This window comes from Plantactinospora alkalitolerans, assembly GCF_015690345.1.
Taxonomy (GTDB): domain Bacteria; phylum Actinomycetota; class Actinomycetes; order Mycobacteriales; family Micromonosporaceae; genus Plantactinospora; species Plantactinospora alkalitolerans.
Genome location: NZ_JADPUN010000050.1, coordinates 1 through 22386 on the forward strand (window position 1 = coordinate 1; position 22386 = coordinate 22386).

Below are 22386 nucleotides of genomic sequence, written 5' to 3' on the forward strand. Positions count from 1 at the left end.
CCGGTCGGGTCGATGGAGGGTGATCACGGCAGGTCGGTCGCCGCCCTCGTGCTCGGCCTCGTGTCGCTTCTGATGTCCGTCTGTCTCGGGGCGGGACTGCTCCTCGGCGTCCCGGCGATCATCCTCGGCTGGCCGCGACGCGGCGGCCGGCACCAGCCGGCGATTGCCACCGCCGGGTTGGTCCTCGGGCTCGTCGGCACGGCGGTGTCGCTCCTGACGGTCGCGATGCTCTTCACGGACGGTTGAGCCCGTGGTGATCCGGTTGGATACCCTCGCCCCGTGACCCAGCCGCCCCTGCCGCCGCGTCCATCGAGACGGTTCTACGCCGACGACATCCTCTCCGGGCGTGTCAACCTGGACGGATACCCGTTCCGCTACATCTACCTGCAGCCCTCGATGGGTGGAGCCATGGGCGCGGCCTTCTCGTTCGGCGCGCAGATCCCGAACGAGGTCGACAAGATTCTGACGGCGGCGGAGTTCCTCGAAACCCGGGGCTGGGAGGTGGTCAACCTCGAACAGGGTGGCCTGATCGCCCATCTGCGCCGCCGGCACCGATAGCCGCCGCTCGGACCGGGCAAGTGTTAGGAGGGGGCCCTTGTTCTACAGAAAGCGATAAGAAGGGGCCCTTCCTTACATCCCGACCAGGAGCGATCCTGGTCACGATCACGGACACGCACGGCTGCTGGCTGTGAAGCTGAACCGGCGCCGCGTGGAGCCGGTCGAACGGCGGCCCGCCCGGCGGCGCGTTCGGACGGGGTGTCGCTGTGGGAAGGCTGCCGGTTATTCCGGTGAAGGTACTGCCGGGATGGGCGGCGATCGGGCTGACCGTGGCCGGCGGGGTCGGATCGGCGGCGCAGAGTCTGGCCAATGCCGAGATGGGTGAGCGGACCGGCCACCCGATCATCGGGGCGCTGGTCAACAACACCGGAGGCATGGCGCTGGTGCTGCTCGGCCTGGTCGCGCTGCCGTCGATGCGTACCGGGCTCGGGGTGGTGTTCCGGACCGGGCTGCCGTGGTGGACATACCTCGGCGGGCTCTGCGGCGCGTTCTTCATCGTCGCCGCCACGTACGTCGTACCGGTGCTCGGGGTCGCGGTCTACACCATTGCCCAGGTGGCCGGCAGCAGCGCGGGCGGACTCGTCGTCGACCGGACCCGGCTCGCCCCGGCTGGCCGGATGGGGCTGACCGGGCCACGGTTGGCCGGCGCGATGCTCGGGGTCGGTGCGGTGGCGCTGGCCCAGTTCGGTCGGCCGGTCGGTGATCTGGCCGTGGGGCTGGTGCTCCTCGGTGTCGCCTGTGGCGTGGTCATCGCCGTGCAGGGCGCGCTGAACGGCCGGGTCTCCTCGGTCGGCAATCCGGCCGCCGCCACGGCGATCAACTTTGCGGTCAGCAGCGTGGGGATGGTCGGAGTGGCCGCCGTCGTCGGTGTCTTCGCCCGGCTCGGCGCCACGGACTGGCCGACGCAGTGGTACCTCTACGTCGGTGGCCCGCTCGGGGTGGTCATCACGGTCGCGGTTCTGCTCGGCATCCGTTCGGTGGGCCTGCTCCGTACCGGCCTGGCCCTGGTCGCCGGGCAGCTCGGTGGGGCGTTGCTCCTGGACCTGCGACCGGGTGGGCCGGGAGCGAGCGCGGCGGTGCTGGTCGGCGCCGTGATGACCCTGCTCGCGGTGATCGTGTCCGGCCGGGCGACCCGGATCACCCCCGCCGCCACCTGACTCGCCGTCAGCACCACATCGACGCCGTGCCGGCGGGGCGACCTGTTAAGGAGGGACCCTTCTTCTACTGGAAACGATAAGAAGGGGCCCTTCCTTACAGAGCAGGTCGCGGGTGGCAGACTGGGCGGCGTGACCGACTCCGCCGTGGTCCTCGACCCCGCCGCCGTACGGGTACGTCCTCGACGCATCCGGGTGGTCTGCTGGATCCTGTCGCCTGCGTTGTTCGTGACGTTCACCCTGCTGAGCATCGGTCTGCACGGCTCGACCGGCTCGGGTGCGGCGACCTTCCAGCGCGGCGACCAGCTCGCCATGATCGGGTTGGGTGTGCTCGGCGGTCTGCTGGTGCTCCTTTTCACCCGGCCCCGGGTGGAGGCGGATGCCCGGGGGGTCCGGGTACGCAACGTGGTCGGCTCCTACGAGGTGCCCTGGTCGGTGGTCCGGGCGGTGCGTTTCGACCGGGGCTCCGCCTGGGCCAACCTGGAACTGCACGACGACGAGCTGATGCCGATTCTCGCCCTGCAGGCCGTGGACCGGGAACTGGCGGTGGACGGGGTACGCGCGCTGCGTGCGCTGCACGCCGGAGCCCACCAGCAGCAGTAGCCGCACGTCGCCGAGCGGTAGCGGTAGCCGTAGTTGCAGCCGCAGCCGCAGGCTGCCCAGGAGCGGTAGTTCGGCGGGTGACCGTCCGGTCGACGGCGACCGGAGCCGGTGTGCCCGTTTTGGCATCCTGCGGGCTGACCTGCTAGTCTTTACCAGTCGACCACTGTCACACGCGCACGGTTGGATACGTGTAGGTGTGCCGGTCAAGAAGCGGAGCGCCTGCTCCCACCCGAGTCGCCGTCATCTGGTGGCCGGGTCCGGTCACCACCCCGACTCTGTCGGGGTGGGTGCGCGATCCTTGGATCGTGCCATCGACCGGTCGAGCGGGCCCCGGCATGCGCCGGGGCTTTCTGCTTTTGGGTCGAAGACGAAGGACCGGCCACTGCTGACGCGGGGTCGGTGAGGATCACCACGAGGAGGCCCCATCAGCGTCGAGCCACGCGTGAACGAGCAGATCCGGGCACGTGAGGTCCGACTGGTCGGTCCTGAGGGTGAGCAGGTGGGCATCGTCCCACTGGAGCGCGCCCTTCAGCTGGCCGCGGACGTCGACCTGGACCTGGTCGAGGTTGCGCCCATGGCGCGCCCGCCGGTGTGCAAGCTCATGGACTTCGGTAAGTACAAGTACGAGAGTGCACTCAAGGCGCGCGAAGCCAGGCGTAACCAGCAACAGACCGTCATCAAGGAAATGAAGCTGCGACCGAAGATCGATCCGCACGACTACGAGACCAAAAAGGGTCACGTGGTGCGGTTCCTCAAGGCGGGCGACAAGGTCAAGGTGACGATCATGTTCCGTGGTCGTGAGCAGAGTCGACCGGAGCTGGGTTACCGGCTTCTGCGCCGACTCGAATCCGAGATCTCGGAACTGGGATACGTCGAGGCCGCTCCGAAGCAGGACGGCCGTAACATGATCATGGTTCTGGCTCCGCATCGAGCCGTCAAGGCGTCCGCCACGGCCGCCACGGCGGCGAGGACGGGCTCAGCGCGCGAGCGGGAGGCCAGTGCCGCCGAGGCGCAGTCGGTCGCCGGGGTATCGCCCACCGCGGCCGAACCCGCCGGATCTGCCGGCGAGTAACAGGGGAGAGACGCACCAAGATGCCGAAGATGAAGAGCCACACCGGGATGGGCAAGCGGGTCAAGGTGACCGGCAAGGGCAAGATCGTTGCCCAGCAGGCCGGACTTCGCCACAACCTGGAGAAGAAGTCCAGCACCCGGACCCGCCGGCTCAGCGGCACCGTCGAGGTGGCCAAGGCCGATTTCAAGCGAATCAAGAAGTTGCTGGCCCGCTGACGCGCGCCTCTTGACCCGAAGGAGTAGTTGAGATGGCACGCGTCAAGCGGGCTGTGAACGCCCAGAAGAAGCGCCGTACGCTGCTGGAAACCGCCAGCGGCTACCGCGGCCAGCGGTCCCGGCTCTACCGCAAGGCCAAGGAGCAGGTGCTGCACTCGATGCAGTACGCCTACCGGGACCGGCGGGACCGTAAGGGCGACTTCCGGCAGCTGTGGATCACCCGGATCAACGCGGGCGCCCGCGCCAACGGGATGACCTACAACCGCCTCATCCAGGGCTTGAAGCTGGCCGGGGTCGAGGTCGACCGCAAGATCCTGGCCGACCTCGCGGTGAACGACGCGACGGCCTTCGCGGCCATCGTCGAGGTCGCCCGCGCCGCCGTGGCGGCCGAGGGCACCGGTGGCGCGCCGGCCCAGGCCGCCTGACCCCGCGACACCCCGATCGAGGCGTCCCGCATGCCGGTCAACCCGCAGGTGGGACGCCTCGACCATGTCCGCACACCGGAGCAGCCACTGTTCACCCCACGTACCCCGAGGGTCGTCGCGGCCCGCCGGCTGCATCGGCGCCGGGACCGGGAGACCACCGGCCGGTTCCTGGCCGAGGGGCCGCAGGCTGTCCGGGAGGCGCTGGAACGGCCCGGCGTGGTCGCCGAACTCTTCGGCACCCCGGCCGCCCTCGACCGGTACGCCGACCTGGTGGCCGCCGCCGCCACCGTCGGCGCAGTGCCGGTCTCCGCGCTCACCGACGACGCCCTCGCCGCGCTGACCGAGACGGTCGCCCCGCAGGGAATCGTCGCCGTGTGCCACCAACTCGACGTGCCGATCGACGCCGCACTGGACCGGGCCCCCCGGTTGGTCGCCGTGCTGGCCGAGATCCGGGACCCGGGCAACGCCGGCACGGTGCTCCGGACCGCCGACGCAGCCGGGGCCGGCGCGGTGGTCTTCGCCGGGGACGCCGTCGACCCCTACAACGGCAAGTGCGTGCGCTCCTCCGCCGGCAGCCTGTTCCACCTCGACCTGGTCCGGGCCGCCGAGCCGGCCGGGGTGGTGGCGCGGCTGCGGGCCGCCGGACTCACCGTGCTGGCCGCCTCCGGGTACGGCGAAACCGACCTGGACGAGCTGACCGACGCAGGTGGCCTGGCCCGGCCGACCGCCTGGCTGTTCGGCTCGGAGGCACACGGGCTGCCCCCGGAGCTGGCCGGAGCCGCCGACGCCCGGGTCCGGGTGCCGCTGCACGGCCGCGCCGAGAGCCTTAACCTGGCTGCCGCCGCGGCGGTCTGCCTGTACGCTTCGGCCAGAGCCCTGCGATCCGGGCCCGGCGTCCCCACCGCGGAACGCGCATAATGGCCGGAGCAGCAGTTACCGATCGGGGAGATGTCGACCTGATGACCGAGTCCGGTGGGTCGGGCGTACGGAACGCGCGACGTCACTCGTTTAGCCGGCCCGCCGTCCTCGGCGGGCGGCAGGGCTGACTCGTCCTCCCTGCGTACCTCCGACCGGCGGGCTGCGGCACAGCCGCCCGTCCGTAGACTCTGATGGCCGCCCGTGAGGGCCGCCCACTGACCTGTCCGCGGCGTCGCCGGTGCCTCCGGTGCACACCGACCGCGTACGCCGGGTCGCCGCATCGCCCGCGAGCGATCCGACCCGTGCGTCCGGCGCGGTGGCGGAGGGCATCCCACGCGGCGCAGCGGGACATTCGACGCGGAGGAAGCGGGGCACCCGCCCGCGACGCAGAGGGAGTAGCTGCACGTCATGACGTATCGCAACGATCCGTACGACCCGAAGCAGGTCGCCCTGCTCGACCCGCGCGCGCTGGCGTCGGCGGTGGCCGACGCGGCGACCGCGTTCGAGGCCACGACCGATCCCGACGCGCTCGCCGAACTGCGCCGCCAGCACCTCGGGGACCGCGCACCGGTGTCGCTGGCCCGCCGGGAGATCGGCGCCCTGCCGCCGGCCGCCAAGTCCGACGCCGGCAAGCGGGTCAACGAGGCCCGGCGGTCGATCGAGTCCGCCTACGCCGACCGGCTCGCCGTCGTGCAGGCGGCACAGGCCGAGCGGATGCTCGCCGAGGAACGGGTGGACGTCACCCTGCCCTACGACCGCCGGCCGCGCGGTGCCCGGCACCCGATCAGCACCCTCTCGGAGCGGATCGAGGACCTCTTCGTCGGGATGGGCTACGAGATCGCCGAGGGCCCCGAGCTCGAGTTGGAGTGGACCAACTTCGACGCGTTGAACATCCCGCCGGACCATCCGGCCCGGGGCACCATGGACACCTTCTACGTGGACATCCCCGGGCTGGTGCTGCGGACCCACACCTCGCCGGTGCAGGCCCGGACCATGCTGGCCCGCAAGCCGCCGATCTACATCGTCTGCCCCGGACGGGTCTACCGGACCGACGAGCTGGACGCCACCCACAGCCCGGTCTTCCACCAGGTGGAGGGCCTGGTGGTGGACGAGGGGATCACCATGGCGCACCTGCGGGGCACCCTGGACCACCTCGCCAAGGCGATGTTCGGGGCCGAGGCGCGTACCCGGTGGCGTCCGCACTACTTCCCGTTCACCGAGCCGTCGGGCGAGTTCGACGTCTGGTTCGCCCAGCACCGCGACGGACCCCGCTGGGTCGAGTGGGGTGGCTGCGGCATGGTCAACCCCCGGGTGCTGCGGGCCTGCGGGATCGACCCGGACGTCTACTCCGGATTCGCCTTCGGGATGGGCATCGAGCGCACGCTGATGTTCCGGCACGGAATCAGCGACATGCGGGACATGGCCGAAGGCGACGTGCGGTTCACCCGCGCGTTCGGGGTCGAGGTGTGAGCGGGATGTCAAACGACGCAACGGATGCGGTGGTCTGAGTCATGCGAATTCCTGTTTCCTGGCTGCGCGAGCACGTCGAGCTGCCCGCCGACCTGAGCCCGGAGGACCTCGACCGGGCCCTGGTCGGCCTCGGCATCGAGGTCGAGTCCGTCCTGGACCTGCGGAGCACCGTCACCGGCTCGCTGGTGGTCGGCGAGGTTCTCGAGATCGAGGAACTGACCGGGTTCAAGAAGCCGATCCGGTTCTGCCGGGTCGACGTCGGGGCGGCGAACGGCACCGGCGAGCCGCAGGAGATCGTCTGCGGGGCCACCAACTTCGCCCCCGGTGACCGGGTGGTCGTGATCCTGCCCGGCGGCGTACTGCCCGGCGGCTTCGCCATCGGCGCCCGGAAGACGTACGGGCGCAACTCCAACGGCATGATCTGCTCGGTCCGCGAACTGGGACTCGGCGACGACCACGAGGGCATCCTGGTGCTGCCCGAGGACGCACCGGCCAAGCCCGGCGACGACGCGCGGCCCGTGGTCGGGCTCGACGACGTGGTCGTCGAGGTGGAGATCACCCCGGACCGTGGCTACGAGATGTCCGTACGGGGGCTGGCCCGGGAGCTGTCGCACGCCTTCGAGGTGCCGTTCGTCGATCCGGCCCTGGCACCCGCGACCGGAGCGACGGCCGAGCCGGCGTACCCGGTGCGGGTCCTCGACACCGTCGGCTGTGACCGGTTCGCGGCCCGGGTGGTACGCGGCGTCGATCCGCTCGCCGAGTCGCCACAGTGGATGCGGCAGCGGCTGACCGTCGCCGGCATCCGGAGCATCTCGCTCGCCGTCGACATCACCAACTACCTGATGCTGGAACTCGGCCAGCCGATGCACGCCTTCGACCTCGACGCACTCCGCGGCGAGCTGGTGGTCCGCCGTGCGGTGCCGGGGGAGCGGCTGACCACGCTCGACGGGGTGGACCGGGCGCTCGACCCCGAGGACATGGTGATCTGCGACGCCGGCCTGCCCGTTCCGGCGGCGGATGCCGCGACGGCGACGGAGACTCCGTCGGTGCCGACGGCCGGTGCCGACGGGGTGCCGATCTCGCTGGCCGCGGTGATGGGCGGCGAGACCAGCGAGGTCGTCGCCAGCACCACAAACGTGCTCTTCGAGGCGGCGCACTGGGAACCGGTCGTGGTCGGGCGGACGGCCCGCCGGCACCGGCTGTTCAGCGAGGCCGCCAAGCGCTGGGAGCGGGGCGTCGATCCGGCGCTTCCGCTGGTCGCCCTCGAACGGGCGGTGGCGCTGCTGACCACGTACGGCGGTGGCACCGCCGGTGCCGAGGTGCTGGACATCGACCACGTCGCGCCGCCGACCCGGATCGTCCTCGACGCGGACCTGCCCGCCCGGCGGGCCGGTGTGCCGTACGAGCCGGGCCGGACGGTCGCCCTGCTGGAGCGGGTCGGCTGCGCGGTGGCGGTCGGCGACGGACGTACCGCCGCCGGCCCCATCCAGGTCGGCGGCCGGCACGCGAGCGGACCGGGCACCCTGGTGGTGACCCCGCCGAGCTGGCGGCCGGACCTCACCGACCCGGCGGACCTGGTCGAGGAGGTCGTCCGGCTGGACGGCTACGACCGGGTTCCGTCGGTGCTGCCGGTCGCGCCCGCCGGCCGGGGGCTGACCCCGGACCAGCGGCGGCGGCGGTCGGTGAGCCGGGCGCTGGCCGAGAACGGCTACGTGGAGGTGCTGTCCCCGCCCTTCGTGTCGCCGGACCTCTTCGACCGGCTCGGCCTGCCGGCCGACGATCCGCGTCGGAACGCCGTACGGCTGACCAACCCGTTGTCGGACACCGAACCGCTGATGCGGACCGCGCTGCTCGGCAGCCTGCTCGGCACGCTGCGCCGCAACATCGGCAGGGGTCACCGCGACGTCGCGCTGTACGAGATCGGCATGGTGTTCGAGCCGCGTCCCCGGACCGGACCGCCGCCCGCGATGGGCGTCGAGCACCGGCCGAGCGACGAGGAGTTCCGGGCCGCCGACGCGGTACTGCCGCACCAGCCGTGGCGGGTCGCGGCGATGCTCGCCGGCGAGGTGGAACCGGCCGGCTGGTGGGGCGCGGGTCGGCCGGCGGGTTGGGCGGACGCGGTGGAGGCGGGCCGGATCGTGCTGGCCGCCGCCGGGATTCCGGACGACCGGACCGTGGTCCGGCAGGCCCAGCGGGCACCGTGGCATCCGGGCCGGTGTGCCGAGTTCCTCGTCGACGACGTGTCGGTCGGGTACGCCGGCGAACTTCATCCGGCGGCGTTGGCCGCTCTGGAACTGCCGCCCCGGACCAGCGCCCTGGAACTCGACCTGGACGCGCTGCCGTCCGCCCCGGTGGCGCCGGCACCCCGGATCCCGGGCTACCCGCCGGCGCTGATCGACGTGGCGCTGGTGGTGGACGCGGAGGTGCCGGCCGACGAGGTGCGCCGAGCCCTGGCCGAGGGCGCCGGTGACCTGCTGGAGTCGGTCCGGCTGTTCGACGTCTACGCGTCGGCGCAGGTGGGCGAGGGACGTAAGTCGCTGGCGTACAAGCTGGTCTTCCGGGCTCCGGACCGGACCCTGACCGGTGACGAGGCGGTGGCGGCCCGGGACGCGGCGGTGGCCGAGGCGGCCCGTCGGTTCGGCGCGGTGCTGCGCGGCGCCTGAGCGGGTGACGGGGCCGGTCCGCGTACGCGTGCGGACCGGCCCCGCCACCGCGTTGGCTGTTCGTCGGTCGCGACATCACGCTTCGGCGGGAAGGGCCGGTGGCACGGATCGCTGACGGCTGCCCGCCGGTGGAACGGTTACGCTTCCGGTCACTGGCTCTGGCGGGCCGGCAGATCGGGAGACCAGGTGGAGAGCCGCGCGACGGTGTTCATCGACCTCGGCACCGAGCGCGGCCTGCCGGACGTCGAAACGCCGCCTTCGCCCGAGTCGCGCCGGATCTCGGCACGCTGGCCGGCAGGGCTGCTGGTACTCCTGCTGGTGATGTTCGGGCTCACTGCCGCAGGCCCACCGGACGGGAGGCTGCGGCCGGGCGGCAGCCTCGACGTACCGGCCGGCAGCACGTTCTTCGTCGCGGGCGACGTACTGCTGGTGTCGTCCGGGTTCGCGGGCCGGTCGAACAGCCTCACCGCGTACGCCCTGCCGAGCGGCGCCCGGCGCTGGACGGCGTCGGTCGCCACGGCCAGCCAGCACTACGCCGAGCGGGTCGGTGACGTCATCCTGGTCGGTGAGGTCGACTCGGTGGGGCGGCGCACGGGAACCACCGCCCGCTCGGCCCGGACCGGCGAGGTGGGGTGGAGCCGGTCGGGGCGGGTGCTGCGGGTGCCGGGAAGTTCCGTGGGGCTGGGCGTCTCGGAGGTACGCAGTGTCTCCGGCGCGGGACGCCGGCTGGAGGGTGCCGTCGAGGCGGTGGACCTGACCACCGGGAACGTCCGATGGCGGCTGCCGCTGTCGTCGACCGCCGTCGTACAACCGGTGCCCGGTGATCCGGTCCGGGTGTTGGTGGTGTACGACGACGTCACGGCCGAGTTGCGGGACCTCGGAACGGGTGGCCTGGTCAGCAGCGGCCAACTGCCGCCAGCGGACTACGCGCAGAACAATCCCCGGGTGATCGCCGACCGGTTGGTGCTCCGGCACCCGTCGGGGCAGGGCTTCTCGGTCAGCGGGTACGAGCTGCCGGGCCTGACCCGACGGTGGACCCATCCGGGCGGTGGGCCCGGCGAGGCGGTCCGGGACTGTTCGGGCCTGGCCTGTCTGGACGGCGAGACCCGGGTGGTGGCCCTGGATCCGGTCAGCGGGCACGAGCGCTGGACCCGGGCTCGTCCGGCGGGATGGCACTCCATCGTCTGGTCGCCGGACATGGTGCTGAGGCCGGACGGGTACCGGGGCCGGTCGCTGCTGGCCGTGGCCGAGGGGCCCGCGCTGCGGATGCTTGGCGCCCTGCCGTCCGGGGTGGTGGACTGCCGGGCCGGTCCGAGCGTCCTGGTGTGCCGGACCGCTCCGGACCGGCTCGGCGTGTGGCGTATGTCGGCCTGATCGAGCGGTTCCTGGTCGGCGACCACATGAATGAACTGCCGTACCTGTGCACGTCCAGGTGAAGAACGGGAGACCGGCAGGTCGCTGCTACCGACTGATCATTCAGGCGGCCGCATAGACTTGCAGGATTCCGGGTAAGGCTGCTAGCTTTTCTGCATAGAAATGCGGAGGTTGGCATGGGGATTCGAGTGGCGGTCGCCGGAGCGAGCGGCTACGCGGGCGGTGAACTGCTCCGGCTGATCGCCGGGCACCAGGAGTTCGACCTCGTCGCGGCAACCGCACACAGCCAGGCGGGTCTGCCGGTCGCGGCCGTACACTCGCAGCTCGTCGGCCTCGACCTGGTACTCGGCCGGACCGACCCGGCGGTGCTGGCCGACGCGGACCTGGTCTTCCTGGCCCTGCCGCACGGCGAGTCGGCGGCCCTGGCCGCGACCCTGCCGGACACGGTCCGGGTGGTGGACCTGGGTGCGGACCACCGGTTGACCGACGCCGCCGCCTGGAGCCGCTACTACGGCGGGGCACACGCCGGCGCCTGGACCTACGGCCTGCCGGAGTTGCCCGGCCAGCGGGCGATGATCGCTTCCGCGAACCGGGTCGCCGCGACCGGCTGCTACGCGGTGGCCACCATCCTCGCCCTGGCCCCGCTGCTCGCGGCCGGAGTCGCCGAGCCCGACGACGTCGTGGTGGTCGCCGCCTCCGGTACCTCCGGAGCCGGCCGGTCGGCCAAGCCGCACCTGCTCGGCAGCGAGGTGATGGGCGACCTGTCGCCGTACAAGGTCGGCGCACACCAGCACGTGCCGGAGATCAAGCAGGCCACCGGCGCGACCGGGCTGTCGTTCACTCCGGTGCTGGCCCCGATGCCCCGTGGCATCCTGGCCACCGTCACCGTACGGCCCGTCGACGGCGTTCCGGCCGACCCGCGATCGTCGTTGCTCGAGGCGTACGCGGACGCGCCGTTCGTGCACGTCCTGCCGGAGGGCGTCTGGCCGCACACCGCCGCCACGCTGGGCAGCAACTCCTGCCACCTACAGGCGACTGTCGACGTCGACTCGGGCCGGCTGATCATGGTCAGCGCCATCGACAACCTGGGCAAGGGCGCCGCCGGCCAGGCGGTGCAGTGCGCGAACCTGATGCTCGGCCTGCCGGAGACCACCGGACTGTCCGGGTACGGGATCGCACCGTGAACGAGGGAGCGTCGAGATGAGTGTCACCGCGCCCAGGGGCTTCCGGGCGTCCGGGGTCGTCGCCGGGCTCAAGTCCAGTGGTGCCCGGGACGTGGCGCTGGTCGTCAACGACGGGCCGGCCGCCGCCGCGGCGGGAGTCTTCACCGCGAACCGGGTCAAGGCCGCGCCCGTGCTCTGGAGCCAGCAGGTACTCCGGGGTGGTCTGGTCCGCGCCGTGGTGCTCAACTCGGGTGGCGCGAACGCGTGCACCGGAGCGCCCGGTTTCCAGGACAGCCACGCCACCGCCGAACACGCCGCGGCGGCGCTCTCCGGTTCCGCCGTCGCGGCGGCGCCGGAGGCCGCCGGTACGGGGGGCCGGTTCCCGTCGATCGGCGCCGGTGAGGTGGCGATCTGCTCCACCGGCCTGATCGGCGAGCGGTTGCCGATGGACCGGCTGCTGCCCGGCGTGGACGCGGCGGTGGTCGGGCTGGCCATCGACGGCGGCCCGGCGGCGGCCGAGGCGATCATGACCACCGACACCAGGCCGAAGACGACCGTGGTCACCGGAGCCGGCTGGACGGTCGGTGGGATGGCCAAGGGCGCCGGCATGCTCGCGCCCGCGCTCGCCACCATGCTCAGCGTGATCACCACCGACGCGGTCGCCGGACCGGCCGTGCTCGACGAGGCGCTGCGGGCGGCCTGCCGGGTCAGCTTCGAACGGGTCGACTCGGACGGCTGCCTCTCCACCAACGACACCGTGCTGCTGCTGGCGAGCGGCGCCTCCGGGATCGCGCCGACCCAGGCCGAACTGACCGCCGCCGTCACGCAGGCGTGCCGCGACCTGGCCCGGCAGTTGATCGCGGACGCCGAGGGGGCCAGCAAGGAGGTCGCCATCGAGGTGGTCGGGGCCGGCGCCGAGGACGACGCGGTTGAGGTGGGCCGCGCGGTGGCGCGGAACAGCCTGGTCAAGACCGCGCTGTTCGGCAACGACCCGAACTGGGGCCGGATCCTCGCCGCGGTCGGCACTACGACCGCGGCCTTCGACCCGGACGGGATCGACGTGGCGGTCAACGGAGTCTGGGTCTGCCGGTCCGGCGCGGCGGCCGAGGACCGATCCAAGGTGGACCTCAGCGGCCGCCAGGTGACCATCCAGATCGACCTGCACGCCGGCCCGGACGAGGCCACCATCTGGACCAACGACCTGTCGCACGCCTACGTGCACGAGAATTCGGCGTACTCCACATGATGCTGACCCGCGACCTGACCGAGGCGCAGCGGAAGGCGGCCACCCTCATCGAGGCGCTGCCGTGGCTGGCCCGCTTCTCCGGCTCCACCGTGGTGGTGAAGTACGGCGGCAACGCGATGACCGAGCCGGAACTGCAACGGGCGTTCGCCGCCGACATGGTGTTCCTGCGCTACGCCGGGCTGAAGCCGGTCGTCGTGCACGGCGGCGGTCCGCAGATCTCGGCGATGCTGCGCCGGCTCGGCATCGCCAGCGAGTTCAAGGGCGGGCTGCGGGTGACCACGCCCGAGGCGATGGACGTGGTCCGGATGGTGCTGGTCGGCCAGGTCGGCCGGGAACTCGTCGGCCTGATCAACGAACACGGCCCGTACGCGGTGGGGCTCTCCGGCGAGGACGCCCGGCTGTTCACCGCGGTACGCCGGCCCGCCTACGTGGACGGCGAAGCGGTCGACATCGGGCAGGTCGGTGACGTGGACGAGGTGAACGTCTCCGCGGTCGCCGACCTGATCTCCGCCGGCCGGATCCCGGTCATCTCCACCGTGGCGCCGGACGTCGACGGGGTGTTGCACAACCTCAACGCCGACACCGCCGCCGCCGCGCTGGCCATCGCCCTGCGGGCCCGCAAGCTCGTGGTGCTCACCGACGTACCCGGCCTCTACGCCGACTGGCCGGACACCGAGAGCCTGGTCTCCGAGGTCAGCACCGAGCAACTCGCCGCGCTGCTGCCCAGGCTCGAGTCCGGGATGGTGCCGAAGATGGAGGCCTGCCTGCGCGCGGTACGCGGCGGCGTGCCGGCGGCACACGTGGTGGACGGGCGGGTCGCGCACTCGACCCTGCTCGAAGTTTTCACGTCGGAAGGATTCGGCACGATGGTGGTTCCCGAGCCCGGGGCGGTCCTGTCATGACCACGCTGGTCGACCGCTGGACGCAGTCCATGATGGACAACTACGGCACCCCGCCGCTGGCCCTGGTCCGTGGGTCCGGCGCGGTCGTGGTCGACGAGACCGGCCGGGAGTACGTCGACCTGGTCGGCGGCATCGCGGTCAACGCGCTCGGGCACGCCCATCCGGCGGTGGTCGAGGCGGTGTCCCGACAGGTCGCCACCCTCGGGCACGTCTCCAACCTGTTCGTCGCCGAACCGCCGGTGGCGCTGGCCGAGCTGCTGCTGGCCCTGGCCGGGCGCCCCGGACGGGTGTTCTTCGCCAACTCCGGGGCGGAGGTCAACGAGGCCGCCTTCAAGCTGTCCCGGCTCACCGGACGTACCCGGGTGGTGGCAACCGTCGGCGGGTTCCACGGCCGGACCATGGGTGCCCTGGCGCTCACCGGACAGCCGGCCAAGGCCGACCCGTTCCGTCCCCTGCCGGGCGAGGTCAGCCACGTCCCGTACGGGGACGTCGACGCCCTGGCCGCCGCCGTCACCGACGAGACCGCGATGGTGATCCTGGAGCCGATCCAGGGGGAGAACGGGGTGGTCGTACCGCCGCCCGGCTACCTGGCCGCGGCCCGGCGGATCACCACCGCGCGCGGCGCACTGCTGGTGCTGGACGAGGTGCAGACCGGGATCGGGCGGACCGGGCACTGGTTCGCCCACCAGGCCGACGGCATCGAGCCCGACGTGATCACCCTCGCCAAGGGGCTGGGCGGCGGGCTGCCGATCGGCGCCTGCCTGGCCTTCGGCGTGGCGGCCGACCTGCTCGGTCCGGGCGCCCACGGTACGACCTTCGGCGGCAACCCGGTGAGCTGTGCCGCCGCCCTCGCCGTCATCTCGACCATCGCGAACGAGGGCCTGCTCGACCACGTCAAGCGGATCGGCGAGCGGATCCGGCGCGGGGTGGAGGCCCTCGACCATCCGCTGGTGGCCGAGGTCCGGGGCGCCGGACTGCTGCTCGGCATCGTGCTGCGGGCACCGGGTGCCGCCGCCACCGCCGGGGTGCTCCGGGACGCCGGCTTCCTGACCAACCCGGTGCAGCCCGCCACGATCCGGCTGGTCCCGCCGCTGATCCTGAGCCTCGAGCAGGCCGACGCCTTCCTCGCCGCCCTGCCGGCGGCCCTGGACGCCGCGAACCCCGGTGGGAGTGTGCGCTGATGCCTCGGCATTTTCTCCGCGACGACGACCTCAGCCCCGCCGAGCAGTCGGCGGTGCTCGACCTCGCCGCCCGGATGAAGACCGACCGGTTCGCGCTCCGCCCGCTGGCCGGGCCCCGTGCGGTCGCGGTGCTGTTCGACAAGCCGAGCCTGCGTACCCGGCTCTCCTTCGACGTCGGCATCGCCGAACTGGGCGGCCATCCGATCGTGGTGGACACCCAGCTGACGCACTTCGGCCGGGGCGAGTCGCTGGTCGACGCCGCCCGGGTGCTGTCCCGCTACGTCTCCGCCATCGTGCTGCGTACCTTCGGCGACGACCGGATGGCCGAGCTGGCCGAGGGCGCGGGCGTGCCGGTGGTGAACGGGCTGACCGACGGGTTCCATCCCTGCCAGCTCCTGGCCGACCTGCTGACGATCCGGGAGCACTGCGGCGGCACGGCCGGTCGGTCCCTGGGATACGTCGGTGACGCGGCGAACAACATGGCGCACTCGTACCTGCTGGCCGGGGCGACCGCCGGCATGCACGTCCGGGTCGCCGGCCCCGCCGGCCACGATCCGTCCCCGGCGGTGGTCGAGCGGGCCGCCGAGATCGCGGCCCGCACCGGCGGCTCGGTGGAGGTGCTGCGGGATCCGGTGGCGGCGGTGGCCGGGGTCGACGTGGTCGCGACCGACACCTGGACCTCGATGGGGCAGGAGGACGACGGCCGGGACCGGCTCGAGGCGTTCCAGCCCTACCAGGTCGACAAGGTCCTGCTGGCCGGGGCACGGCCGGACGCCGTGGTGCTGCACTGCCTGCCCGCGCACCGGGGCGAGGAGATCACCGACGACGTGCTGGACGGCCCGCAGAGCGTCGTCCTCGACCAGGCGGAGAACCGGCTGCACGCGCAGAAGGCGCTGCTCGGCTGGCTGGTCGAACAGCACTCGGCGGAAACACCGTGACCGAGCCGAGCGAGGGCACCGGGCTGTTCGGGATGCGCGGTCACGGCGACGACGAGCGAAGCGAGCAGACGCCGTGACCGGGCCGCTGACCCGTGCGGCGCGGCACGGTCGGATCGTCGACCTGATCCGGGACCGGGAGATCCGCTCGCAGACCGAGCTCGCCGACCTGCTCGCCGAGGACGGCGTACAGGTCACCCAGGCCACGCTCTCCCGCGACCTGGACGAGTTGGGCGCGGTCAAGGTGCGCGGCGGGGACGGCCCGGCCGTGTACCTCATTCCCGAGGACGGCAAGCGACCGCTGCGGGACGCCGAACAGGCGCCGGCCCGGCTGCTCCGGTTGCTCCGGGAACTACTCAACGGGGTCGACTCCAGCGGCAACATCGCCGTACTGCGTACCCCACCCGGTGCCGCCCAGTACCTGGCCAGCGCGCTGGACCGGGCGGGGCTGCCGGAGGTCGTCGGCACCATCGCCGGCGACGACACCATTCTCGTCGTGGCCCGCGAGGCCACCGGCGGCGCGGCGCTGGGGGAGAAGCTCTCCTCCTGGGCCGGCCGGGAAGAACATGCTGAAGGGAGCACCACACCATGACTGAGCGGGTCGTACTGGCGTACTCCGGGGGACTGGACACCTCGGTCGCCATTCCATATCTGGCGGAGCAGACCGGCGCCGAGGTGATCGCGGTGGCGATCGACGTCGGGCAGGGCGGCGAGGACCTGGCCGCGATCCGCCAGCGGGCGCTGGACTGCGGTGCCACCGAGTCCGAGGTGATCGACGCCCGCGAGGAGTTCGCCGCCGACTACTGCGTACCGGCGATGCGGGCCAACGCGCTCTACATGGACCGCTATCCGCTGGTCTCGGCGCTGTCCCGGCCGCTGATCGTCAAGCACCTGGTCGCGGCGGCGAAGAAGTACGGCGGCACGATCGTGTCGCACGGCTGCACCGGCAAGGGCAACGACCAGGTGCGGTTCGAGGCCGGCCTCGGCGCGCTCGCGCCCGAGCTCAAGGTCATCGCGCCGGCCAGGGACTTCGCCTGGACCCGGGACAAGGCGATCGGGTACGCCGAGGAGAAGGGGCTGCCGATCGACGTCACGCACAAGTCGCCGTACTCGATCGACCAGAACCTGTGGGGCCGGGCCGTGGAGACCGGGTTCCTGGAGGACATCTGGAACGCCCCGATCGAGGACGTCTACGCGTACACGGCGAACCCGGCGGAGCCGCGCGACCCGGACCACGTGGTGATCACTTTCGACGCCGGGGTGCCGGTGGCGATCGACGGCGAGACCGTCACCCCGTACCAGGCGATCGTGGAACTCAACCGGCGGGCCGGTGCCCAGGGCGTGGGCCGGCTCGACATGGTCGAGGACCGGTTGGTCGGGATCAAGAGCCGCGAGGTGTACGAGGCCCCGGGCGCGATCGCGTTGATCACCGCCCACCAGGAACTGGAGAACGTGACCGTCGAGCGGGACGTGGCCCGGTTCAAGAAGGGCGTCGACCAGCGCTGGGGTGAGCTGGTCTACGACGGGCTCTGGTTCTCACCGCTGCGCCACGCGCTGGACGCGTTCATCGACGACACCCAGACGCACGTCTCCGGTGAGGTCCGGCTCGCCCTGCACGGCGGTCGTGCCGTGGTCACCGGCCGGCGCTCCGAGGCCAGCCTCTACGACTTCGGCCTGGCCACCTACGACACGGGTGACACCTTCGACCAGTCGCTGGCCAAGGGCTTCGTGCAGCTGTGGGGCCTGCCGAGCAAGCTCGCCTCGGCCCGGGACGCCCGGTTGGGCGGCTCCGACAGGTGACCTCCAGAATGGTCAACGTGGACGACAAGGGTTTGACCGAGAACAGCGCCGGAACCAACCGTACGAGCCTGTGGGGCGGCCGGTTCGCCGGCGGCCCGGCGGAGGCGCTGGCGCGGTTGTCGGTCAGCGTCCAGTTCGACTGGCGGCTCGCCCCGTACGACCTGGCCGGCTCCCGGGCGCACGCCCGGGTGCTGGCCGCCGCCGGCCTGCTCGACCCGGACGAACTCGGCCGGATGCTCGCCGCCCTGGACGACCTGGAGGCGGCGGTGCTGACCGGCACGTTCCGCCCCACGGTCGAGGACGAGGACGTGCACACCGCGCTGGAGCGGGGCCTGCTGGAACGCCTCGGTGCGCTCGGCGGCAAGCTGCGGGCCGGCCGGTCCCGCAACGACCAGGTCGCCACCGACCTGCGGCTCTACCTGCGGGACCACGCCCGGGGGCTGGCCGCCCGGATCGTCGGGCTGGCCGACGCGCTGGTCGAGCAGGCGGCCCGGAACGTCGACACGCCGGCTCCGGGAATGACCCACGTGCAGCACGCCCAGCCGGTCTCCTTCGGGCACTGGCTGCTGGCGCACGTCCAACCGCTGCTGCGGGACCTGGAGCGGCTGCGCGACTGGGACCACCGGGCCGCGGTCAGCCCGCTCGGCGCGGGGGCGCTGGCCGGCTCCGGCCTGCCGCTGGACCCGGTGGCGGTCTCCAAGGAACTCGGCTTCCGGACGTCGTTCGCGAACTCGATGGACGCGGTCGGCGACCGTGACTTCGTGGCCGAGTTCCTCTTCGTCACCGCGCTGCTCGGGGTGCACCTGTCCCGGCTCGGCGAGGAGGTGGTGATGTGGACCTCGCAGGAGTTCGGTTGGGTGGAACTGGACGACTCGTTCGCCACCGGATCGTCGATCATGCCGCAGAAGAAGAACGCGGACATCGCCGAGCTGGCCCGGGGCAAGTCCGGTCGGCTGATCGGCGGGCTGGTCACGGTGCTGACCATGCTCAAGGGTCTGCCGCTGGCGTACGACCGGGACATGCAGGAGGACAAGGAACCCGCGTTCGACGCGATGGACACCCTGGACCTGGTGCTGCCCGCGCTGGCCGGAATGATCTCCACGATGACGGTCCGGGTGGAGCGGCTCGCCGCGGCCGCGCCGGTGGGCTTCTCGCTGGCCACCGAGGTCGCCGACTGGCTGGTCCGGCGGAACGTCCCGTTCCGGGAGGCGCACGAGGTGACCGGCCGGCTGGTGGCGCTCTGCGTGGCCCGGGAGTGTGAGTTGGACGAGGTCTCCGACGAAGACCTGCGGCTGGTCAGCGAGCACCTCGAGCCGAGCGTCCGGGACGTGCTCTCGGTCCGCTCCGCGCTGGCGGCCCGTACCACTCCCGGCTCGACCGGGCCGGGTCCGGTCGCCGACCAGCTGGCCTCCGCCACCGACCAGCTCGACGGCTGGCGGGAGTGGGCGACCGAGCAGGTGGTGCCGCGATGAGCCGGCAGCGGGAGCTGGTCCTCCGGCCGGTGACGGTCTCGGAGATCCCGGCGGTACTGGACCTGTGGCGCAGGTCCGCCGAGAACGCCCACCGCCCGACCGACACCGCCGGAGCGGTCGAGGCGCTGCTCGCCCGCGACCCGGACGCGTTGATCACCGCCTGGTCCGGGCCGGAGCTGATCGGCACGGTCATCGCGGGCTGGGACGGCTGGCGCTGGCACCTCTACCGGCTCGCCGTGGCCCCGGAGCACCGCCGCCAGGGCATCGCCGGTGCCCTGCTCGAGGCGGCCGAGGACCGGTGCCGGCGGCTCGGCGGGGGCCGGTTCGACGCGATGGTGCTCGACGACAACGAGACCGCCCACCGGGTCTGGCGGTCCCGCGGTTACCGGCGGCAGGCCGAGTGGTCCCGCTGGATCAAGCCGATGTCGGCGGACTGAGCCCGCCGAACCCGCCGTACCCGTCGACGCCGGAAGCCAGGGCGCACGGCCGGGCCGGTCCGGACACGTCGACGATGGCATCATGTCCGCCGTGGACATCATTCCCGGGGTAGGCGTCGCGCTGGCCAGGATCGGCGAGACCCGGGCGGAGGTCGAGGCCCGGGTCGGACTTCCGGTGCACGGGCCGGGCAGCAACAAGGCCGTCTACGACACCACCCCCGGGCTGGTGATCTCCTACACCCCGGCGGACACCGTCGAGATCGTCGAGATCGCGTACTCCGGCGACGGCGCCGAGGAGGTCTTCTTCGACGGGGTGCAACTGACCTTCCGGTTCCTCGACGACGTGGTCGCCGACCTGACCGCGAAGGGGTACACCAGCACCCCGTACGACATCGGGTACGAGTTCCACGCCGGGTTCGCGGTCTGGTCGATGCACTCGCGGTGGGCACTCGACCTCGATCCGGAGGCGGACGAGGACGACGAGCGGGCGGTGTCGGAGGGCGTCTCGGTCGCCCCGTACACGTACTTCACCGAAGGCTGACGTCATCGGGAGCTGACGGCGGGGCGGCCGGGTTGCGCCCCGACCCGCGGTCGTGGCAGGGTACGTCCCGTCAGCGCCGAGAGGAGGTGAGCCCGATGAACACCCATCGTTTCGTCCGGGCGTTCTCCTCGGCCACCCGTATTCGCTGACCTCGGCACGTTCCGCCGACTCCGGCTCGGGTAGAGCGTCCTCCAGCTCGGAGGAATAATGACGTTTTCCCCGTTCCGCATCGAGATCTCGGATGCGGTTCTCGACGACCTGCTGCTCCGGCTCCGCCGTACCCGGTTCACCGACCGCAGCGGCGACCAGCCGTGGCGGACCGGTGCCGACCCCGACTACCTGCGGGACCTGGTGGCCTACTGGGCCGACGGGTTCGACTGGCGGGCGCGGGAGGCCGAGCTCAACGCCTATCCGCACCACCTGGCCGAGATCGACGGTCGCCGGCTGCACTTCCTGCGGATTCCCGGACTGCGGCCGGCCGGTACGCCGGTGCCACCGCCGCTGCTGCTCAGCCACGGCTGGCCGAGCAGCTTCGTCGAGATGCTGCCGCTGGCCGACCGGCTGACCGACCCCGGCCGGTACGGCGGCGACCCCGCCGACGCGCTCGACGTGGTGGTGCCGTCCCTGCCCGGCTTCCTGTACTCCGATCCGCCGTCCGGGCCGGCAACCCGGGAGGCCATGGCCCGGACGCTGCACCTGCTGATGTCCGAGGTGCTCGGCTACCGGCGGTACGGCGCGTTCGGTGGTGACATCGGCGGTGCCGTCACCGGCTGGCTCGGGGCGCGGTATCCGGAGCACGTCACCGGGATCCACCTGATCCATCCCCCCTTTCCGGGAAGTTTCGACGCGCGTCCGCTGGCTCCGGCCGAGCAGGCGTTCCTCGGCGCCGAGGCGCGGTACGACGAGACCGACGGCGGGTACAGCGCGATCATGGGTACCCGCCCGGACACCATCGCCGCCGCCCTGGTCGACTCGCCGGCCGGTCTCGCCGGATGGCTGCTGGACAAGTACCGGGACTGGAGCGACTGTTCCGGTGACCTGGAGAGCCGGTTCGACCGGGACACCCTGCTCACGATCGTCACCCTGTACTGGGCGACCGGGGCCATCGGCTCGTCGTTCCGGCAGTACGTCGATTTCGCGTACAACCGCCCCCGGCCCGACATCACGGTGCCGGCGGCGTTCACCCTCAGCACCGAACCCGGCATGGTCGGTTTTCCGCGTGAGCTGGCCGAGCGGGCCTGCACCGACATCCGGGAGTGGAGTCTGCCCGGCGTCGGCGGGCACTTCATGCCGCTGGAGGAGCCGGACCTGTTGAGCGGGGAGCTGCGACGTTTCTTCGGTTCGGTCGGAAAGCACTGACCGGCGCGGTGGAGCCGGACGTCGCCCGGCCCGGCTCCACCCACCCGTCTGTCCCGCCTGTCCCCGCACGAAAGCCAAGGTGTGAACCTGTGGTTTACAGTGCTAGCCTTCGGGCTGTAAACCGCAGGTTGTCAGGAGTGTGGAACATGGTGCGTGGACCGCAGGTGGAACCATCCCTCGCTCAGTTGTCCGAGCAGGAGCGCGCCCACCTTGTCGGCCTCGCCGCCGACGCGGTGCGGCGGATCACGGAGACGCTGACCGGGCACCCCGCGTTCGGCGTACCGGAAGGTGGGCCGAAGTCCGGCGACGTCGACGACGAGCGGTCCCGCCGGACCGACGCGCTGCGCCGGGTCCGGGCCGGCCGGGCCGCGCAGGCGTTGCTGTCCGAGGTGGTCGCGGAGCACACGGCCGAGAACGCCGCCGACGCGGTCTGGCTGGGCGCGAGCCTGGCCGACCTGGGCGAGTCCATCGGCAGCACCCGGCAGGCGGCCCGAAAGCGCTGGCCGGATCTCGGCCGGATCTACCGGATCCGGCGGTGGGTGTCGGGGCACGCCGACGACCTGGTCACCGTGCTGCGGATGGTGCGCGACCAGGCCACCGGATACGCCGCGCCGGCCGGATCCGCCGACGCGCTCGACGCGGCCCTGGCGGCGCTGGACCACGCGCTGCGCGGCGTGCTGCGCGACAGCGACTCGCGGAGCGTGCTCGACCCGGAGACCGGTCGTCCGGCCCGATGGCTTCGGCTGGCCGACGCGGTGGACGTGCGCCTGCGTACCGTCGTCGATCTCGCCACCCCGACGACGCCCGAGGCCGACACCGCGCTCGCGGCCGCCCGTGGCGTGCTCGCGCACTACGCCGAGGCAACCGCGGAACCCGCCACCGAGTAGCCCAACCCGCC

23 protein-coding genes are annotated in these 22386 nt (G+C 72.3%); all 23 read left to right on the forward strand.

The annotated features are described in order from the left end of the window. Nucleotides 1-246: hypothetical protein (locus I0C86_RS02950; protein ID WP_230393461.1), on the forward strand; the 246-nt coding region annotated here is incomplete at its 5' end. A 33-nt stretch (nt 247-279) separates the two neighbouring features. Continuing rightward, nucleotides 280-558 carry a hypothetical protein gene (locus I0C86_RS02955; protein ID WP_196199628.1) on the forward strand — a complete coding sequence of 93 codons (279 nt, stop codon included), beginning with the start codon at nt 280-282 and terminating at the stop codon, nt 556-558. Between the two features lie 206 nt (nt 559-764). Further along, nucleotides 765-1715 carry a DMT family transporter gene (locus tag I0C86_RS02960; protein WP_323373438.1) on the forward strand — a complete coding sequence of 317 codons (951 nt, stop codon included), beginning with the start codon at nt 765-767 and terminating at the stop codon, nt 1713-1715. A 144-nt stretch (nt 1716-1859) separates the two neighbouring features. Beyond that, nucleotides 1860-2315 carry a PH domain-containing protein gene (locus I0C86_RS02965; protein WP_196199648.1) on the forward strand — a complete coding sequence of 152 codons (456 nt, stop codon included), beginning with the start codon at nt 1860-1862 and terminating at the stop codon, nt 2313-2315. Nucleotides 2316-2757: 442 nt separating this feature from the next. Beyond that, on the forward strand, nt 2758-3387 hold the full coding sequence (gene infC, locus I0C86_RS02970) for a translation initiation factor IF-3 (RefSeq protein WP_196199629.1): 630 nt from the start codon (nt 2758-2760) through the stop codon (nt 3385-3387). A 20-nt stretch (nt 3388-3407) separates the two neighbouring features. Beyond that, nucleotides 3408-3602: a 50S ribosomal protein L35 gene (gene rpmI / locus I0C86_RS02975; protein ID WP_196199630.1), complete on the forward strand. Its 195-nt coding sequence runs from the start codon at nt 3408-3410 to the stop codon at nt 3600-3602. Between the two features lie 32 nt (nt 3603-3634). Continuing rightward, nucleotides 3635-4027 carry a 50S ribosomal protein L20 gene (rplT, locus tag I0C86_RS02980; protein ID WP_196199631.1) on the forward strand — a complete coding sequence of 131 codons (393 nt, stop codon included), beginning with the start codon at nt 3635-3637 and terminating at the stop codon, nt 4025-4027. A 30-nt stretch (nt 4028-4057) separates the two neighbouring features. Continuing rightward, the gene (locus I0C86_RS02985; protein ID WP_196199632.1) at nt 4058-4945 is read left to right on the forward strand and encodes a TrmH family RNA methyltransferase; all 888 of its coding nucleotides are present in this window, start codon (nt 4058-4060) and stop codon (nt 4943-4945) included. Nucleotides 4946-5353: 408 nt separating this feature from the next. Continuing rightward, nucleotides 5354-6415, forward strand: a complete 1062-nt coding sequence (pheS, locus tag I0C86_RS02990) for a phenylalanine--tRNA ligase subunit alpha (protein ID WP_196199633.1) — start codon at nt 5354-5356, stop codon at nt 6413-6415. Between the two features lie 41 nt (nt 6416-6456). Beyond that, nucleotides 6457-9078, forward strand: a complete 2622-nt coding sequence (locus tag I0C86_RS02995) for a phenylalanine--tRNA ligase subunit beta (RefSeq protein ID WP_196199634.1) — start codon at nt 6457-6459, stop codon at nt 9076-9078. A 186-nt stretch (nt 9079-9264) separates the two neighbouring features. Continuing rightward, a complete protein-coding gene (locus tag I0C86_RS03000; protein WP_196199635.1) occupies nt 9265-10452 on the forward strand; it encodes an outer membrane protein assembly factor BamB family protein in 1188 nt (395 codons plus the stop codon). 176 nt (nt 10453-10628) lie between these two features. Further along, entirely contained in the window at nt 10629-11636 is a 1008-nt protein-coding gene (gene argC, locus I0C86_RS03005; protein WP_196199636.1) for an N-acetyl-gamma-glutamyl-phosphate reductase, read from the forward strand. Between the two features lie 16 nt (nt 11637-11652). After that, nucleotides 11653-12861: a bifunctional glutamate N-acetyltransferase/amino-acid acetyltransferase ArgJ gene (gene argJ, locus I0C86_RS03010; protein WP_196199637.1), complete on the forward strand. Its 1209-nt coding sequence runs from the start codon at nt 11653-11655 to the stop codon at nt 12859-12861. Continuing rightward, nucleotides 12858-13763, forward strand: coding sequence for an acetylglutamate kinase (gene argB, locus I0C86_RS03015; RefSeq protein WP_196199638.1), 906 nt, complete (start codon nt 12858-12860; stop codon nt 13761-13763). The genes argJ and argB overlap by 4 nt, the downstream gene beginning before the upstream one ends. Beyond that, a complete protein-coding gene (locus tag I0C86_RS03020) occupies nt 13760-14944 on the forward strand; it encodes an acetylornithine transaminase (protein WP_196199639.1) in 1185 nt (394 codons plus the stop codon). Before argB ends, I0C86_RS03020 begins: the two co-directional genes overlap by 4 nt. Then, nucleotides 14944-15882 (forward strand): ornithine carbamoyltransferase, encoded by a 939-nt coding sequence (gene argF, locus I0C86_RS03025; protein ID WP_196199640.1) that lies wholly within the window; start codon nt 14944-14946, stop codon nt 15880-15882. The genes I0C86_RS03020 and argF overlap by 1 nt, the downstream gene beginning before the upstream one ends. A gap of 73 nt (nt 15883-15955) precedes the next feature. Beyond that, nucleotides 15956-16471: an arginine repressor gene (locus I0C86_RS03030; RefSeq protein ID WP_196199641.1), complete on the forward strand. Its 516-nt coding sequence runs from the start codon at nt 15956-15958 to the stop codon at nt 16469-16471. After that, complete coding sequence (locus tag I0C86_RS03035) at nt 16468-17679, forward strand: argininosuccinate synthase (protein WP_196199642.1); 1212 nt, start codon at nt 16468-16470, stop codon at nt 17677-17679. The genes I0C86_RS03030 and I0C86_RS03035 overlap by 4 nt, the downstream gene beginning before the upstream one ends. An 8-nt stretch (nt 17680-17687) precedes the next feature. Further along, the gene (gene argH, locus I0C86_RS03040) at nt 17688-19151 is read left to right on the forward strand and encodes an argininosuccinate lyase (RefSeq protein WP_196199649.1); all 1464 of its coding nucleotides are present in this window, start codon (nt 17688-17690) and stop codon (nt 19149-19151) included. Then, complete coding sequence (locus tag I0C86_RS03045) at nt 19148-19588, forward strand: GNAT family N-acetyltransferase (protein WP_196199643.1); 441 nt, start codon at nt 19148-19150, stop codon at nt 19586-19588. Before argH ends, I0C86_RS03045 begins: the two co-directional genes overlap by 4 nt. An 82-nt stretch (nt 19589-19670) precedes the next feature. Next, nucleotides 19671-20129 (forward strand): hypothetical protein, encoded by a 459-nt coding sequence (locus tag I0C86_RS03050; RefSeq protein WP_196199644.1) that lies wholly within the window; start codon nt 19671-19673, stop codon nt 20127-20129. 207 nt (nt 20130-20336) lie between these two features. Continuing rightward, a complete protein-coding gene (locus I0C86_RS03055) occupies nt 20337-21488 on the forward strand; it encodes an epoxide hydrolase family protein (RefSeq protein ID WP_196199645.1) in 1152 nt (383 codons plus the stop codon). A gap of 146 nt (nt 21489-21634) precedes the next feature. After that, complete coding sequence (locus tag I0C86_RS03060) at nt 21635-22375, forward strand: hypothetical protein (protein WP_230393462.1); 741 nt, start codon at nt 21635-21637, stop codon at nt 22373-22375. Nucleotides 22376-22386: the final 11 nt, after the last annotated feature.